This is a genomic window from Coleofasciculus sp. G3-WIS-01, assembly GCF_040223135.1.
Classification (GTDB): Bacteria; Cyanobacteriota; Cyanobacteriia; order Cyanobacteriales; family Coleofasciculaceae; genus Coleofasciculus.
On the sequence record NZ_JAVJZI010000071.1, the window covers coordinates 1 to 15,509 of the forward strand.

General features: G+C 45.9%; 14 protein-coding genes and 1 pseudogene. 13 read left to right on the forward strand and 2 right to left on the reverse strand.

Annotated elements, in window-relative coordinates; translation table 11 throughout:
* Positions 1-211: 211 nt before the first annotated feature.
* Entirely contained in the window at positions 212-433 is a 222-nt protein-coding gene (locus RIM23_RS07025; RefSeq protein WP_446365684.1) for a hypothetical protein, read from the reverse strand.
* Complete coding sequence (locus tag RIM23_RS07030; protein WP_446365686.1) at positions 430-1,221, reverse strand: YybH family protein; 792 nt, start codon at positions 1,219-1,221, stop codon at positions 430-432. Before RIM23_RS07030 ends, RIM23_RS07025 begins: the two co-directional genes overlap by 4 nt.
* A 296-nt stretch (positions 1,222-1,517) precedes the next feature.
* On the opposite strand from RIM23_RS07030, the gene murG reads away from it, so the two are divergent.
* From murG to RIM23_RS07095, 13 genes and pseudogenes are all read left to right on the forward strand, one after another.
* Positions 1,518-2,585, forward strand: a complete 1,068-nt coding sequence (gene murG / locus RIM23_RS07035; RefSeq protein ID WP_446365688.1) for an undecaprenyldiphospho-muramoylpentapeptide beta-N-acetylglucosaminyltransferase — start codon at positions 1,518-1,520, stop codon at positions 2,583-2,585.
* A 6-nt stretch (positions 2,586-2,591) separates the two neighbouring features.
* Positions 2,592-2,804, forward strand: a complete 213-nt coding sequence (locus RIM23_RS07040) for a hypothetical protein (RefSeq protein ID WP_446365690.1) — start codon at positions 2,592-2,594, stop codon at positions 2,802-2,804.
* Positions 2,788-3,117 (forward strand): hypothetical protein, encoded by a 330-nt coding sequence (locus RIM23_RS07045; protein WP_446365692.1) that lies wholly within the window; start codon positions 2,788-2,790, stop codon positions 3,115-3,117. Before RIM23_RS07040 ends, RIM23_RS07045 begins: the two co-directional genes overlap by 17 nt.
* A gap of 426 nt (positions 3,118-3,543) precedes the next feature.
* A pseudogene (locus RIM23_RS07050) lies at positions 3,544-3,826 on the forward strand (amino acid permease); the annotation flags it as partial.
* Between the two features lie 254 nt (positions 3,827-4,080).
* Positions 4,081-6,444 carry a hypothetical protein gene (locus RIM23_RS07055; protein ID WP_446365694.1) on the forward strand — a complete coding sequence of 788 codons (2,364 nt, stop codon included), beginning with the start codon at positions 4,081-4,083 and terminating at the stop codon, positions 6,442-6,444.
* A 205-nt stretch (positions 6,445-6,649) separates the two neighbouring features.
* A complete protein-coding gene (locus RIM23_RS07060) occupies positions 6,650-8,863 on the forward strand; it encodes a type I restriction-modification system subunit M (RefSeq protein WP_446365696.1) in 2,214 nt (737 codons plus the stop codon).
* A gap of 360 nt (positions 8,864-9,223) precedes the next feature.
* The gene (locus tag RIM23_RS07065) at positions 9,224-9,523 is read left to right on the forward strand and encodes a hypothetical protein (RefSeq protein WP_446365698.1); all 300 of its coding nucleotides are present in this window, start codon (positions 9,224-9,226) and stop codon (positions 9,521-9,523) included.
* Between the two features lie 52 nt (positions 9,524-9,575).
* On the forward strand, positions 9,576-9,851 hold the full coding sequence (locus RIM23_RS07070; RefSeq protein WP_446365700.1) for a UPF0175 family protein: 276 nt from the start codon (positions 9,576-9,578) through the stop codon (positions 9,849-9,851).
* A gap of 266 nt (positions 9,852-10,117) precedes the next feature.
* Positions 10,118-11,452 carry a restriction endonuclease subunit S gene (locus tag RIM23_RS07075; RefSeq protein WP_446365702.1) on the forward strand — a complete coding sequence of 445 codons (1,335 nt, stop codon included), beginning with the start codon at positions 10,118-10,120 and terminating at the stop codon, positions 11,450-11,452.
* 8 nt (positions 11,453-11,460) lie between these two features.
* Positions 11,461-11,715 (forward strand): antitoxin, encoded by a 255-nt coding sequence (locus RIM23_RS07080; RefSeq protein ID WP_446365704.1) that lies wholly within the window; start codon positions 11,461-11,463, stop codon positions 11,713-11,715.
* 124 nt (positions 11,716-11,839) lie between these two features.
* Positions 11,840-12,055 carry a hypothetical protein gene (locus tag RIM23_RS07085; protein WP_446359433.1) on the forward strand — a complete coding sequence of 72 codons (216 nt, stop codon included), beginning with the start codon at positions 11,840-11,842 and terminating at the stop codon, positions 12,053-12,055.
* Positions 12,045-12,461: a putative toxin-antitoxin system toxin component, PIN family gene (locus tag RIM23_RS07090; protein ID WP_446359434.1), complete on the forward strand. Its 417-nt coding sequence runs from the start codon at positions 12,045-12,047 to the stop codon at positions 12,459-12,461. The genes RIM23_RS07085 and RIM23_RS07090 overlap by 11 nt, the downstream gene beginning before the upstream one ends.
* 9 nt (positions 12,462-12,470) lie before the next feature.
* Complete coding sequence (locus tag RIM23_RS07095; RefSeq protein WP_446365706.1) at positions 12,471-15,491, forward strand: type I restriction endonuclease subunit R; 3,021 nt, start codon at positions 12,471-12,473, stop codon at positions 15,489-15,491.
* Positions 15,492-15,509: the final 18 nt, after the last annotated feature.

Here is a 15,509-nt window from a genome sequence, read left to right on the forward strand (position 1 = left end):
TTTATGTATTGTAGAAGAATTCTATCCCAAATATATATTTTTTTTACTAAAATCTAAAAGCGAATTCTTCGACAAACCACAAGATCATATTTTAGACAATCAACAAAACCCATATAATATGTTAGCAAATAAAAAACACAAAGATAAGATTTTATCAATTCTCGAACCATAAGATCAGATATAATTCTCTTCAAAACCACCATATCACATCTTATGCTACGCCCAACCCCCAGATCAGATGTTCGCCAATCACCAACCCCCAGATCAGATCTTCGCCAATCCCCAACCCCCAGATCAGATCTTCGCCAATCCCCAACCCCCAGATCAGATCTTCGCCAATCACCAACCCCCAGATCAGATGTTCGCCAATCCCCAACCCCCAGATCAGATGTTCGCCAATCACCAACCCCCAGATCAGATCTTCGCCAATCACCGATCAACAACATTCAAGCGTCGAGTAATCATAGTCATCCCATCACCCCGAATCAATACGGCTGAAATCCAGCGATCCTGGGGGTTTAAGGGTGCTCGTCCCACTTTAAAAATGCCGCCTGCGGATAGTAAATCCAATTCAAAGTCACTAGGTTGGCTGTAGCGATCGCGACTGATCGGTTCTTCTAAGGCTGTTCCCAATAGCAGGTTATCTCCGAGGGGTTCTTGGACGATCACATCAAAGTTAAACGACTGACCAATACGCACCTGTTCCGGTAGAATCACTTGCAGGTTAGGGGGATTGACGCCAGAGGTGAGTTGGGAACGTTCTGCCAAAATTTCCGAGGAAACGATTTTTTGGTTTTCGTAGCGTTGGCGCGATCGCAACGTGGATTCAAGCTTAATCATCGTACCGCCGTTTGGCTGAGTTCCGGTTACGGTAGTTACTGTTTCCGCCACCATACCATCGCCTTGATTTTCCCAAGACTGTAACTCGGTGCGATACATCAATTGGGGATAGCGTTCCCACAGTTGCTTCAGGGCTTGCTCCATCTGCAGATGAGTCAAGCCATCAGAATGTTTAAAATCCTGGCTATAGAACTGCATCACACCCTGCACATCTCGGCGATTTGCTGCTGCATCGATTTGCGCCAGGAGTTCTTTTAGCTGAGGTGGGGCGGTTGCTGGATCTTCTGCTTTTGTCGCGGTTGCCCATCCCACAGTTAAACCCACCGCCAAGCACAAAATCATTGACCCATTCAGGGAATACGCCTTGGTTTTCGCACTCAAGGAACCTGGCTTTTCACACCCTGGGGAGAATTCAAAGCCGCTCTCTAACCCCCCTTTCAAAGGGGGGCAAGGGGGGATGGAGAGAGGTTTTCCATATCCCGTGAAAAGTACACTCAAGGAACGGGAAACGCGACGAAATAAATTGACCGGATGGTGCATTAGGGGCATCGTAGGAAATAGTTTATATAAAGAAATTGGCTTCCAATTGGACAGATAAAATGGTATATTCGCTTGCTTTACTACCAATTTTCGATTTTAACTCGACACAAGAGTAGCCTTTAGGAGGAACAACGACCTTGGCTGACACTCCAATTCGCTTATTGATTGCTGCCAGTGGCACAGGGGGACATTTATTTCCGGCGCTGGCGCTAGCTCAACAGTTACCAGAGTACCAAATTGAGTGGCTGGGCGTGCCGAACCGTGTGGAACAATCTGTGATTCCCCAACACTATCCCCTGCACAAGATTCCTGTCGAAGGCTTTCAGAAACCCTTGGGACTAAATACAGTTCGCATTTTTGGACGCCTCGTGGGTTCCATCCGACAGGTGCAGCGACTCATCCAAACCGGGCAATTTGATGCTCTGTTTACCACAGGCGGTTATATTGCAGGACCTGCGATCGTCGCGGCACGTTTACAGGGATTGCCTGTTATTTTACACGAATCCAACGCCATTCCCGGAAAAGTCACCCGCTGGCTGAGTCCCTGGTGTAATCAGGTGGCGCTAGGATTTGACGCCGCCTCGAAGTATTTACCCAAAGCCCATACTGTCACCGTGGGTACACCCGTTCGGGCTGATTTTAGGAAGCCTCAGCCCTTAGATTTACCGATTCCCGAAAATGTGCCTTTAATCGTCGTGGTTGGCGGTTCCCAAGGAGCGGTGAGTGTGAATCAACTCGTGCGTCAATGCGCTAAGACTTGGTTTGAATTGGGCGCTTGGATGGTACATTTAACCGGGGAGAAAGACCCAGACGCTTCCACTTTAGAGCATCCCCACTATATCGAAATGCCTTTTTATAACAACATGGCAGCCCTACTACAACGGGCGAATTTAGCCATTAGTCGGGCGGGTGCAGGTTCGTTAACGGAACTGGCGATAACGGGGACACCGGCTATTTTAATTCCTTATCCTTACGCCGCAGAAGATCACCAAAGCTTTAATGCCGCTAGTTTTGCCCAAAAGGGAGCGGCTCTTGTTTTTTCTCAATCTGAACTCACCCCCGAATTACTCGAAAGTAAGGTTTCCTATTTGCTCAAATCTCCGGAAATTCTCCAGCAAATGGCAGAAAAAGCTGCATCGTTAGCGGTAACGGATAGTGCGGAACAATTAGCAACGTTGGTGCGTAGGCTGGTGGAGAAAAAATAAGATAGCTTGGCGGTTAAAACCGCAGCTACACAAACGAAACCTGCCTACGCAGGTTTGATTGGTGCAGGAACTACATTACTAGTTGCACAAAATCATGAATTGCCTGCTGTTGGGATAGAAATTAACCCATTTGCCGCTTTTCTCAGTCGAAATGTATCTATACTTTTAGAAAGTTGGAGCAACACCTTAGTGAAAAATACTCATGATACGTCACACTGAAGGAGCAGGATTTAAACTTGCCGCCACCGCCATTATCTGGGGTTTTGCCACGGGAATGCTAGGGATTTGCATTCCATTAGTTTCGATGACTGAAAGTGGTGTTATTTTACCATTAGCGGTGATTATAGGAGCCAGTTTCACGACTGCCGTAGTTTGGTTATCGTTCAATCGAGTATCTAGAAATAGATTAGATTTGATTAACAGCATTGAGTCGTTAAATGAATCAGAAGCCACGTTAAACACTATTGATAACAGTGACAACGTTGATAGTCACAAAAGATTCAAACAACTGGAACCGATAGATAACGAGTAACAGTTGATTGAAATTTCCCATGTATCCCTGCGTAGGGGCGCACCGACGTGCGCCCTTGATACTGACGTGCGCCCTTTTCCCTGACTGACGTGCGCCCTTGATTAAGTGAGCGATCGCGTTGCCTCTAATCGATGATTCTGTGGACAAAGGTGGAAAACTAGTCACCTTTGTAGGTTGGGTAGAGCGTAAGCGAAACCCAACGCCATCGTTAGCCTGTTGGGTTTCGTTCCTCAACCCAACCTACGAGAACATTTTGTGCAAAACTGACATGCTCCCGTGGGCATTGCCCACCCTACGGTATATTAAAGATTTCGGCAACACCAAAATATTTCTGGGCGCAAGGATGGTGCCCCTACATTTCTTAAATTCGACTCTATTAGAGTTGGTACGATCAGCAGCATAACGATGACTCAGGGGAGTATCTCAATGCCAGAATCCAACGCGCCACCCTCGCTAAAACGAGAATTGGATGTCCGGGGTGCTATCCTAGTCGGACTGGGTTCGATGGTGGGAACCGGGGTATTTGTCAGTATTGGTATCGCCGCCGGAGTCGCTGGAACATCGGTAATCTTAGCCGTCGCGATCGCAGCCTTACTCGCCGCCTGTAATGGGTTAAGTAGCGCCCAACTCGCGGCGAATAATTCCGTTAGTGGGGGAACTTATGAATATGGTTATCGCTATCTTACCGCTTGGCTGGGCTTTACCCTTACCAACCTTTGTGCTCTACGACTATCTGCCCAAGAACGACTGTATCCCAAATGGATAGCTGGGGTAGGATTAGCCGGGTGTCTCGTCTTAGCCTTTTGGGTGGAACAACAAATTTGGTTGGTTGGTCTGGGATTAATTGTAGCCGGATTAGCCTGGAAAACGATAGTATTGCCATTGGCTTTAGGGTTACACAATCACTAATTCAGTGCAGCGATGATCGGTGATAATGGGTCAGCAGGTGAAAGGGGGAAACGATTGTCCGGAGTCACAAAGAGACGCCGCAGACGAATCCGGAAAAAATCATCAGCCAACGGCTGTTTGGTTGTATTAGGTACTATCGCAGCATTAATCGCCACGGGTGCGATCGTTACTGGGGGAATATGGCTAGGGATTCGCCTGATGATTGATCCCAATGCGGCGATCTGGCTGAATCGCATCTTACCCGGATGGACAAACATCCCCATCGCTGATGCTTCACCGCCGCAAACCCTGGCAATGATACGCGACGAGTTGCGCCAAAATGGGTTAATTGCGGGAGAACTTGTATCCCTCAATACAGGGGAACCCTATCGAGAAACCCCTATTTTATTACCCATCTTAAAATCTAAGCCGAACTGTCAAACCAATTGCCAAAAAATTGTCGAACTGAGACTCTATCAACCTGTCGAATTCCAGCAAACGGAACTCGCTTACCAACTGGTCACTCAGCTTACCATCAACGAACCAGAAGAGTATTTTGTTCTTTCCTCCACCGACGCCATTAATGGGAGTGCGTCTCGTTCCCTAGCCTTTACTCAATTTAACCGTTTAGAAAATAAAGCCCCCGCCACAGGAGTTTGGTTTAACCTTTGGGGAGTTCGCCTCACCGATGAATCCCCGAAAAGTTATGGACAAATCCTCCATTACAACCCCGAACAAATGCACCTGAGTGTTCTGTTGGAATGGCAAAGTCCCACTGATAAACCCCCCTATTGGCAACAAGTCACCGGGGAATCAACCCCAGAATTAGTGATTAATCAAACGGTGGGTTTAGAACCCAAATTCCAGGTGTACCAGGTTCAACCTCGCCAGTTTCTGCTCAATCCGATTCAATTAACCGAAATTTCTCTGAATACATTTGCTTCCGATAGTCCCACCTATCGCAATTCCTTAATGTTAGCCCGGAATGGGTTATGGTCTTGGGCATATCGACGATTGCAACAAGACAAGAAAAACACTGAATCTGCGACAGTCCAAGCGCAATTGGATGTGATTCGACTTCATGCCCAATTTACCGAGGCACAAGCCAACAAAACTTGGGCAAGTCAAGGACAACAAATTCTAGCCTATCTCATTGATGGACGCTGGACAGATGCCTTGCAGGTATTTCAAACCGCCGCCTTGAATGGTTCCGCCCAAGACATTGCTAATTTACTCAAAACCGATACAGAGGGATTATGGCGACGGGTAGAAGCTGCCCTCAATATTAGTCCTAATGATCGCACCGTAAAAACCTGGGGGGCTTTAATTCTCGCCGCCCAAGAAGGGCGGGCTAAAGCCATCTCTTGGTTGCAGCAACTCCCACCCCCTGAATCAGAATCCGATCAGCCTCAACTGGATAATGATGCCCAGATTTATGCTTACCTCGATTCTCTGGATGTCGCCTTAGCCCAAGTCCCACCCATCATCCCTCATTTAAGTCAAATTTTAGCTACTGCACAATCGATTGAAACTGTCAAGCCCGAAGATTGGCGACAACCGGAAGTGGGAAATGGTACAGCAACATTTCCTGTATCATTCACCGCCCAATCCTCAATCCCTAATCCCCAATCCCTAGTTCTCCAAAAAGCACCCCAACAGGTTTGGTATCAGATAGAAGTGGCGGCGTTTAATGATGGTCAGCGCTGGCGTAAAACGCCATTTAGAGACTTGCAATTACCAACTGTTGCACCAACTCAGCGTCTTTGGCAATATCTCGGCTTAGATACTGATCCGCGCCTGCAAATCGCCGTCTGGTCGGCGGAGGGACGCCAGGAGACTATCTTCGCGACTGTCCAAGCGGTGTCTTATCGAGATGGTGTGATCCAGCTTTTAGCCGCAGGAGGTGCCTTACCTAGCAAAGAAAATAGCCGTCCTATGGCATATTCTCAAACAGCGCTACGCTGGCTAGAACCGGGTTCAATTAGCTTATCGGATCTCAACCAACTTCAGCCGCAATGGGTAGCGGCAATATTACCAACACTGTGGCAGGAATTGGTCAAAAGTGGCAAGCGATCGCCTGAAGTCGAACCCACTATCCCGATGATGTTGCAAGAGATCGGACATTGGTTAGTACAGCCTCTGGATTTGACCGGGAATGATGAACCGGAAGCCGTTTTAACCCTGTATGAGGATCTATCGAGTACCAGCCAAACCCTGAATATCAAACGCCCGGAAACGAACAAGCAGGAGTATAAACCCCGGACATTAATATTTTCGGAGAAGGGGGCGTTACTCTACAGTGAATTCTCCACCAATGGGAATACATCACTAACTGCGATCGCGGATTTGGGGGATGGGGGAACAGCGGCGTTAGTCCTAGCGGGTGAGAATAAATATAGCCTTAAGCGTTGGTCAGATCAGCGTAAACGTTTTGAGTAAAAGCAGATTGATCATCCTGAAAATGAATGGCACTGAAAATTTGCCTGGTTAGATCGCCAAAACCTTTGATATACCGTAGGGTGGGCATTGCCCACCAGCATACCAGTCAGTGACATTCTCCTTAAAATCATTGTCATGTAAGCATCTTATTCGCGACCCATTCCTAGAAACTTGGCACAATAAAAAACAACCCTATTAAACCTCTATGACGACTACCGTACAAAACGCCAATCATCAAGAGTTAGTCGGCTTGATCTGGAGTATCGCCGATAAACTCCGAGGTCCCTACCGCCCCCCTCAATATCGTCAGGTGATGTTACCGATGATTGTGCTGCGTCGTCTTGATTCTGTCCTAGAACCCACCAAGGAAGCCGTTTTAGCCGCAAAAAGCAAGTATGAGAAAGTCTTGACGGGGGAGGCGTTTGAAAAGGCGATCGCGAAAGTTGCGATCGGGGAGAATCGCCAACAGCCTTTATATAACCTCAGCGAGTTTACCTTTAAGAAGCTTTTGGGGGACTCGGAAGGATTAGCCGATAACCTCCGCGCCTATATTAATGGCTTTTCTCCCCTGGCGCGGGACATCTTCGATAAGTTTGACTTTGACAAGCAGATTCAGAAACTCGATGAAGCCAATCGCCTCTATGAAGTCATGCAAGCGATCGCGAGTCCGGATGTAGATTTGTCTCCGGCGCATCTCTCGAATCTACAAATGGGGTATTTGTTCGAGGAATTGGTGAGGAAGTTTAATGAACAAGCAAACGAAGAAGCCGGAGACCATTTTACCCCCCGTGAAGTGATTCGCCTGATGGTAAATTTGGTTTTCTGTGAGGAGGAGGATGTTTTTCAAAAAGGGATTTATCGTACCGTATACGATCCCACGGCGGGAACCGGCGGAATGCTATCAGTAGCCGAGGAATATATTAAACGGCAAAACCAGGACGCAAATTTGGCATTATTTGGGCAAGAATATAACCCCGAATCCTACGCCATTTGTTGTTCTGACCTGCTGATTAAAGATGAACCGATTAATAATCTTGTCTATGGGGACACATTAGGACTCAAAGACGCGAAGCAAAAGAGTAATAACTTTGTTCCCCACGATGGTCATAGCGATAAGAAGTTTCACTATATGTTTGCTAATCCGCCCTTTGGGGTGGAGTGGAAACCGGAGCAAAATTTCATCGAGTCTGAATATCAAACCCTGGGGTTTAAGGGTCGCTTTGGCGCAGGTTTACCCCGGATTAATGATGGGTCGCTGTTGTTTCTCCAACACATGATTTCTAAGATGTACCCTGCACCGGAGGCGAAGGGAGATGGGTCACGCATTGCCATTGTGTTTAATGGTTCACCTTTATTTACTGGGGATGCGGGGAGTGGGGAGAGTAATATTCGCCGTTGGATTATCGAAAATGATTGGCTTGATGCAGTGGTGGCGTTACCGGATCAGATGTTTTATAACACGGGAATTTTTACTTATATCTGGTTAGTGACGAATAAGAAAGCATCCCACCGGAAAGGGAAGGTACAGTTAATTGATGGGACGCACCATTATCAGAAGATGAAAAAGAGTCTGGGGAATAAGCGGAATGAGTTATCTTCTGACCATATCGCGGAACTGGTGCGACTTTATGGGGATTATCAGCATAATGGGATAAGTAAGGTGCAGGTTGATGGGGAAAGCCAAGAACGGGTTTGTTCTAAGGTTTTTGATAATCGGGAGTTTGGTTTTCTTAAGATTACGGTAGAACGTCCCTTACGGCTGAATTTTCAAGTCAGTGAGGAACGCTTGGCGCGATTGTGGGAACAAACAGCATTTGAGAATTTGGCAACCAGTAAGAAGCGCAAAGACGAGAAGGGGAAGCAGCTTGAAATTGAGATGGGGCAAGATTTACAAAAGGAGATTATTGCTGCACTGTATTGTCTGGATGGGAATAAACTTTATTTGTCCCGTGAGGTGTTTATTAAGGACATGGAAAAGGTCTTAAAACAAGCCGGATTAAAGCTGAAAAGTCCAGTTAAAAAGGCGATTTTAGCAGCATTGGGGGAAACTGACCCAGAAGCGGAAATCTGTCGGGATAGCAAGGGAAAGGTTGAACCGGATACCAGTTTACGAGATACGGAGATTGTGCCTTTACCGGAGGATATCCCTTTACCTTTACCGTTGGAGTATGACGGCAAAACGGGTTTAGATGGGTTAAATAAATTAGTAAAAGTGCATTGTTTGGCGTATCTAGAGGCGGAGGTTTTACCCCATGTCACTGATGCTTGGATTGATTTTGATAAGACGAAGGTGGGGTATGAGATTCCCTTGAATCGGCATTTCTATGTGTATCAGCCTCCTCGCCCCTTGGCGGCGATTGAGGAGGATATTAAGTCTTTAGAGGCGGATATCATGGCGATGTTGGGGGAGGTAGTGTAACATTGGTGGTGACTTAAGGTAGAAAGTTCGACAAGGGGAGCTTTTCACCCTCATCCCCTAACCCCTTCTCCATCCCCCTCGTTCCCCCCTACGATGCTGCTGGCGAATTGGAAAAACCTAACCCCCCATCCCCCTTCCCACCCCTCTCGTTCTCCCCTACAAGGGGAGATGGCAAAGGATGCTTCGCTTTTTTTTGCACGGAAGGGGGAGCATCAAAGCCCCTCCAAATAAAAAATATATTCCGTTTCCCTCTCCTTGTAGGAGAGGGCTAGGGAGAGGTTTGGAGAGGGGTTGAGCTTAAGTTGACACGGATGGTTGTGTAATGAATCAGCTAAAAGAATCAAAGGGAGGATAAAGGTTATGCAGGTAACGATTAATTTACCGGATAAGTTAACGGCAAAGGTACAAAATAAATGGGGGAATTTACCGCAAGAAATTCTCCGTCAATTGGTGTTGAAAGCGTTTAAGGAAGGGCTAATTGATTTTGAGGAGTTTCAGGAGTTGGGAACCTTTGCATCTAAAGGGGATTTAAATGAGTTTTTAAAGCAAAATAAGATGCTTCATAGTTCGGGGTTACTTAATTTATATGGTTGCTGTGCAGATGATCCGATTGAAGTTGATAACTTGGGGGTAGATGATAGCCTTGATGATGAGTTATAAAAGAGTTTGAACAAGTAAAGGGTTTAAAGATTGAGGATTGGGAGGAAAATTAATGGCTTTAATTATTTCAGATGAACAGTTGGAAACTATCGAACTTCCGGCTGAGGTGCAGCAAAAAGCTTTACAAAAAGCCAAGGAGGGCTATGTAATGATTTTACTAGAAGCAGGGGAGATTACCAGTAGTCGGGCGGGGAAAATTCTAGGATTTTCTCGTTTAGACGTTATTGAAAGGATGAAACAAGGGGATATTTCCATTTTTGATGATTCTCAAGATTTGGAAGAATTAGCCCAGGAAGTTGAACAGGCAGAATTAATGTTGGAGCAATAGAAATCTTGAATGATTATCGTTTCTGCTTATTTAGGATTCTACTTTCTGGATTTATCCACCTTTGTATAACAAGATTTTGGAATTATACCAAGTTGCAGTCTAAAGTAAAATCTGTCATGCTGAGCAAAACGCAGTGAAACGGAGTGACGCGAAGCATCTGTCCAGATTCCGACGCTCGTTCCTCGCTATAGCTGCGCTTCACGCTTCGCTCAGAATGACATGATAGAACGCAACTTGGTATTAGCAGGAGAAAAGGAGGACGAATAATGGGAAAGTATCAGGGGTATGAAAAGTACAAGGATTCTGGTGTTGAGTGGTTGGGGGAGATTCCTGAACATTGGGAAATCTGGAAAGTAACTCACGGATTTAAAAATGTGGGAAGTGGTACAACACCCAAAAGCGATAATCCTGACTTCTACGATGGTGATATTCCTTGGATCACAACATCGGAGCTTAGAGAAAGTGTAATTGAAGATACTTCTCAAAAAGTTACAAAAGAAGCTTTAAGAAACTACTCTACTTTAAAAATTTATCCGAAAGGTAGTGTCGCAATTGCTATGTATGGAGCAACTATAGGGAGGTTAGGAATATTAGGAATTGATGCAACGGTTAATCAAGCTTGTTGCGTATTCTCAGAATCAGAAGTTTTCCATTTACCATTCTTTTATTATTGGCTATGGATGCATAGACCTAATTTAATAGCTCTGTCGGCTGGTGGTGGACAGCCTAATTTAAGTCAAGATGATTTAAAACAATTGAGATTAGCAATTCCGCCACTAGAAGAACAGGATGCGATCGCACAATTTCTCGACCACAAAACCAGCCAAATAGATGCCCTCATTTCCAAGAAAGAAGCCCTCCTCGAAAAACTCGACGAAAAACGCACCGCCCTCATCAGCCACGCTGTCACCAAAGGACTCGATCCAACCGTCCCCATGAAAGATTCTGGCATCGAGTGGCTAGGTGATATCCCTGCACATTGGGAAGCGGTAGGCTTAACCAAATATTTGCAGTCCTTAGTAGATTATCGAGGCAAAACACCGGAAAAGACAAAAGATGGGGTTTTCTTAGTAACAGCAAAAAACATTAAGAATGGTGTAATTGACTATTCATTATCTCAAGAGTTCGTCAAAGAAGATGAGTATGATGAGATAATGAGACGCGGTAAACCTGAAATTGGCGATGTTTTGTTAACAACTGAAGCACCCCTTGGAGAAGTGGCAAATGTTGATGATACCAATATTGCTCTTGCCCAAAGGATCATAAAAATGCAAGGAAAAACTGATAGTTTAGATAACTACTTTTTGAAATATTGGATGTTGGGAGCATTTTTTTATCAAAACCTTCAATCCCTTTGTACTGGTTCGACTGCACTAGGAATTAAAGCTAGTAAACTTTGTTTACTAAAGGTTATTCTTCCGCCACTAGAAGAACAGAAGAAAATTGCTCAATATTTACGAGAAAAAATAGCCGAAATTGATCAACAAAAAACAAAAATTCAACAAGCCATCGACCTCCTAAAAGAATACCGCACAGCCCTAATTACCAACGCCGTAACAGGCAAAATCGACGTGCGCCAAGTCCCCATTCCTCAACCCTAGAAACCCCTATGAACACCGAATATCACGTTAAACTCATCCAACAAGGGAACACCCAAACCCTACCCATTCCCCCAGAACTTAACCTAGACACCACAGACGTTACCATCCGTCAAGAAAATGGCAAACTGATTATCGAACCCTATAAAAAGAAATCCCTTCTCGAAGTTTTCTCCACCCTCGAACCCTTAGATAAGAATTCCCCGATATTGACGAAGGATTACAGCAGTTTGCTCTGCTATGCGGTACATTGTCGATCCCCCTAAATCCCCCTTAAAAAGGGGGACTTTGATCTACTGTACTTTATGGAGAGCGCAAAGCGCTGTATTACCCCTAGATGACATCAAACTTTAAAAAAGCTATACTCCTATTTAAAGGACTTTAGAAACAATGAAACAAACCCTTAAACAAATCAAAATTAGTGATATCCCTGATGCACTGCAACGCTTGGGGATAAGCCAAGACACCACCATTAATTTAACCATCGAAACCGTCGAAGAAGAACAAGAAGACATCCTAACCCTATTTCAACAAATTGGTCAGGAAGCGCAAGCCAAAGGACTAACTGACGAAATTCTAGAAGAACTGTTAGCTGATGAATCCTGACTTAATTGTTATTGACACTAATATATTTATCAGCGCCGTTCTTAGCCCGAATGGAACTGCATATCAAGCCTTTAGCAAAGCCATTAAACACTTTACGATAGTTCACACCGACCAAACCTACCAAGAACTCGCCCAACGGATTTATAAACCTAAATTTGATAAATATATTTCTAACCAAAGGAGAGAAGACTTTCTAGCCAGTATCCGCAATAACAGTCAATTCAGTCAAACCACATTAGCAATAACCGATTGTCGCGACCCAGACGATAACAAATTTCTCGAATTAGCCCTAGAAATTCAAGCCAAATTTTTATTGACAGGCGATAAAGACTTACTCTCCCTCAAAACTCAAACCCCATATCAAAACTTAATTATCAGTCCCAGAGACTTCCTAAACCTCGACTAATTTAATACCATGCACCAAGAAAAGGAATTTGAAACTATCATCGAACAAGAACTCCTCAACCACTACAGCTATCACCCCGGAAACCCAAAAAACTACGACCCAGACACCGCCCTTTTCCACAGTGAGATTATCAACTTTATCCAAACCACCCAACCCCAAAAATGGGAAAAACTGACTCGCACCAGCCCAGGAGAAGCCCAAAAAATCCTAATCGCCAGCCTCACCAAAGAACTCAAAAGTCGGGGAATGCTTGATGTCCTCCGTAACGGCTTCAAATGCTACGGTAAAACCTTCAAAGTTGCCCACTTCCAACCTAACACCGGGATGAACCCCGAAACCATCGCCCTCTACCGTAAAAATCGCCTCACCCTCACCCGCCAAGTCACAATCAAAACCAACGGAATTCCCGATATTATCCTCAGTCTCAACGGCTTACCCATCGCCACCATCGAACTGAAAAACCAACTCACCGGACAAACCTACCGCAACGCCATTCACCAATACCAAACCGAAAGAGACCCCAAAGACCCCCTATTTCGCTTCAAAGAACGTTGCTTAGTTCACTTCGCCGTCGATACCGAAGAAGTCTGGATGACCACCAAACTCGCTGGAACTGAAACCACCTTTCTCCCCTTCAACAAAGGCGATAACCACGCCGCCGGGAATCCCCATGTTCCCGGAGAATACCGCACCAGTTACCTTTGGCAAGAAGTCCTCCAACGCGATAGTATTTTAGACATTCTCGCCCGTTTCCTCCACCTAGAAACCCAAGAAATCCAAATCCCCACCGCCACCGGAATCAACTACCAAACCAAAGAAACCCTAATTTTCCCCCGTTACCATCAACTCGATGTGGTGCGGAAACTCATCGCCCACACCAAACACCATCAATCAGGACATAACTACCTAATCCAACATTCAGCCGGATCAGGAAAATCTAACTCCATCGCCTGGTTAGCCCATCGCCTCGCCAACCTCCACAATGACCAAGATGAAAAAATCTTTGATACCGTCATTGTTATCACTGACCGCAAAATATTAGACCAACAACTCCAAGACACCATTTATCAATTTGACCATAAAACCGGAGTTGTTCACAAAATAGATGAAAACACCCAACAACTCGCCAAAGCCCTAGGTGCAGGTGTCCCCATCATCATCTCCACGATTCAGAAATTCCCCTTTATTTCCCAAGCAATCCAAACCCTAGAGAAAAAAGGCAAAACCGTCACCATCACCACCAAAGACAAACGCTTTGCCATTATCGTCGATGAGGCACACAGTTCCCAAAGTGGAGAAACCGCAGCCGAACTTCGAGGAATCCTCAACAACGATGGGATTGAAGCAGCCATCGCCCACCAACTCCTCGACGATGAACCCGATGATAACCTCAGCGACGAAGCCCAACGAAAACTATTACGAACCCAACTCACTCGCACCAAACAACCCAACCTCAGTTACTTCGCCTTTACCGCCACCCCCAAACAACGCACCCTCTTACACTTCGACGAACCCGGAGAAACCGGACAAGCGCCCTTTCATCTCTACACCATGCGCCAAGCCATTGAAGAAGGCTTTATTAAAGATGTACTCGCCAACTATACCTGTTACGCCCGTTATTACCAGTTAATACACCGCTCAGAAACTAACCCCAACCTCCCCCGGCGCAAAGCCGCCAAAGAAATCGCCCGTTTCGTCGAACTCCATCCCCACAACATCGCCCAGAAAGTCGAAATCATCGTTGAACATTTCCGCAACCATACCCGCCATAAAATCGGCGGTCGGGCTAAGGCGATGGTGGTCACCAGATCCCGTGAACAGGCGGTAAAATACAAACTCGCCTTCGACCAATACCTCAAAGACAAAGGCTACACCGACATTAAATCCCTCGTCGCCTTCTCCGGTTCAGTCCCCCTCAAAGAGTTCCCTAACGAAAGCTTTACCGAAGTGAGTATGAATGGCGGAATCAAATCCACCGAAATCCCAGACAAGTTCGCCAGCAATGACTACCAAGTGCTACTCGTCGCCAACAAATTCCAAACCGGCTTTGACCAACCCCTCCTCCATACCATGTTCGTCGATAAACGCCTTGCTGGAGTCCAAGCCGTGCAAACCCTCTCCCGCCTCAACCGTACCGCCCCAGGGAAAGAAGACACCTTCGTTCTAGATTTTGTCAACCCACCCGAAGACATCTACAAAGCCTTTAAACCCTACTACGAACAAACCCCCATTGGCGAAACGGCTGACCCCCAACACCTGAATGACCTCGCCTTCCAACTCTATCAATGGCGACTCTTTAGCCAAGAAAATGTTAACCAATGGTGTGAAATCTGGTTCCGCCCCAAAACCTCCCTCACCGGAGGAGAACACAAAAAGCTCAATACCCTACTCGACCCCATTATCAACCAATACAAAACCCTAGAAGCAGCCGAACGAGACCAATTTAGAAGCCAACTCACCAGCTTCCGTAATTTGTACCTTTTCCTCGCCCAAATCATCCCCTACCAAGATTCCGACCTAGAAAAACTCTATGCTTATAGTCGCTTCCTCCTGAAGAAACTCCCCCGCAGTACGGATGCGCCTAACGTAGACCTATCAGGGGATATCGAGATGAAGTTCTATCGCCTGGAAAAAATCAGTGAAGGCAAAATCGACCTCAACGAAGGCGAAGCCAACCCCCTCAAAGGAGCAACCGCAGTAGGGACACGCCAACCGGATCAAGAGGTTCCCCTCTCTCAACTGATCGACTCTCTCAACGAACGCTTTGGTACAGACTTCACCCCCGCTGACCAACTCTTTTTTGAGCAAATCACCAAAAGCGCGATCGCGAACAACCACCTCAAGCAAGCCGCCCAGGTCAATACTAAAGAAAACTTCGCCCCCGTCCTCGACCAACAGCTTGAAAACCTCTTCATCGAACGCATGGAGGGGAATGAGAAGATCTTTATGGAGGTGATGAACAACCAGGAGTTTAAACAAGTCGTCTTTGACAAACTGCTCGAATCAATCTATAAGCAGCTAAATTCATAGGCGACACAGAATGAAGAT

What these genes read in the sequence shown, in the direction of transcription:
- RIM23_RS07045 (WP_446365692.1), top strand. Translation starts at nt 2,788, where the DNA reads ATGATACGTCACACTGAAGGAGCAGGATTTAAACTTGCCGCCACCGCC.
- RIM23_RS07060 (WP_446365696.1), top strand. Translation starts at nt 6,650, where the DNA reads ATGACGACTACCGTACAAAACGCCAATCATCAAGAGTTAGTCGGCTTG.
- RIM23_RS07065 (WP_446365698.1), top strand. Translation starts at nt 9,224, where the DNA reads ATGCAGGTAACGATTAATTTACCGGATAAGTTAACGGCAAAGGTACAA.
- RIM23_RS07070 (WP_446365700.1), top strand. Translation starts at nt 9,576, where the DNA reads ATGGCTTTAATTATTTCAGATGAACAGTTGGAAACTATCGAACTTCCG.
- RIM23_RS07075 (WP_446365702.1), top strand. Translation starts at nt 10,118, where the DNA reads ATGGGAAAGTATCAGGGGTATGAAAAGTACAAGGATTCTGGTGTTGAG.
- RIM23_RS07080 (WP_446365704.1), top strand. Translation starts at nt 11,461, where the DNA reads ATGAACACCGAATATCACGTTAAACTCATCCAACAAGGGAACACCCAA.
- RIM23_RS07085 (WP_446359433.1), top strand. Translation starts at nt 11,840, where the DNA reads ATGAAACAAACCCTTAAACAAATCAAAATTAGTGATATCCCTGATGCA.
- RIM23_RS07090 (WP_446359434.1), top strand. Translation starts at nt 12,045, where the DNA reads ATGAATCCTGACTTAATTGTTATTGACACTAATATATTTATCAGCGCC.
- RIM23_RS07095 (WP_446365706.1), top strand. Translation starts at nt 12,471, where the DNA reads ATGCACCAAGAAAAGGAATTTGAAACTATCATCGAACAAGAACTCCTC.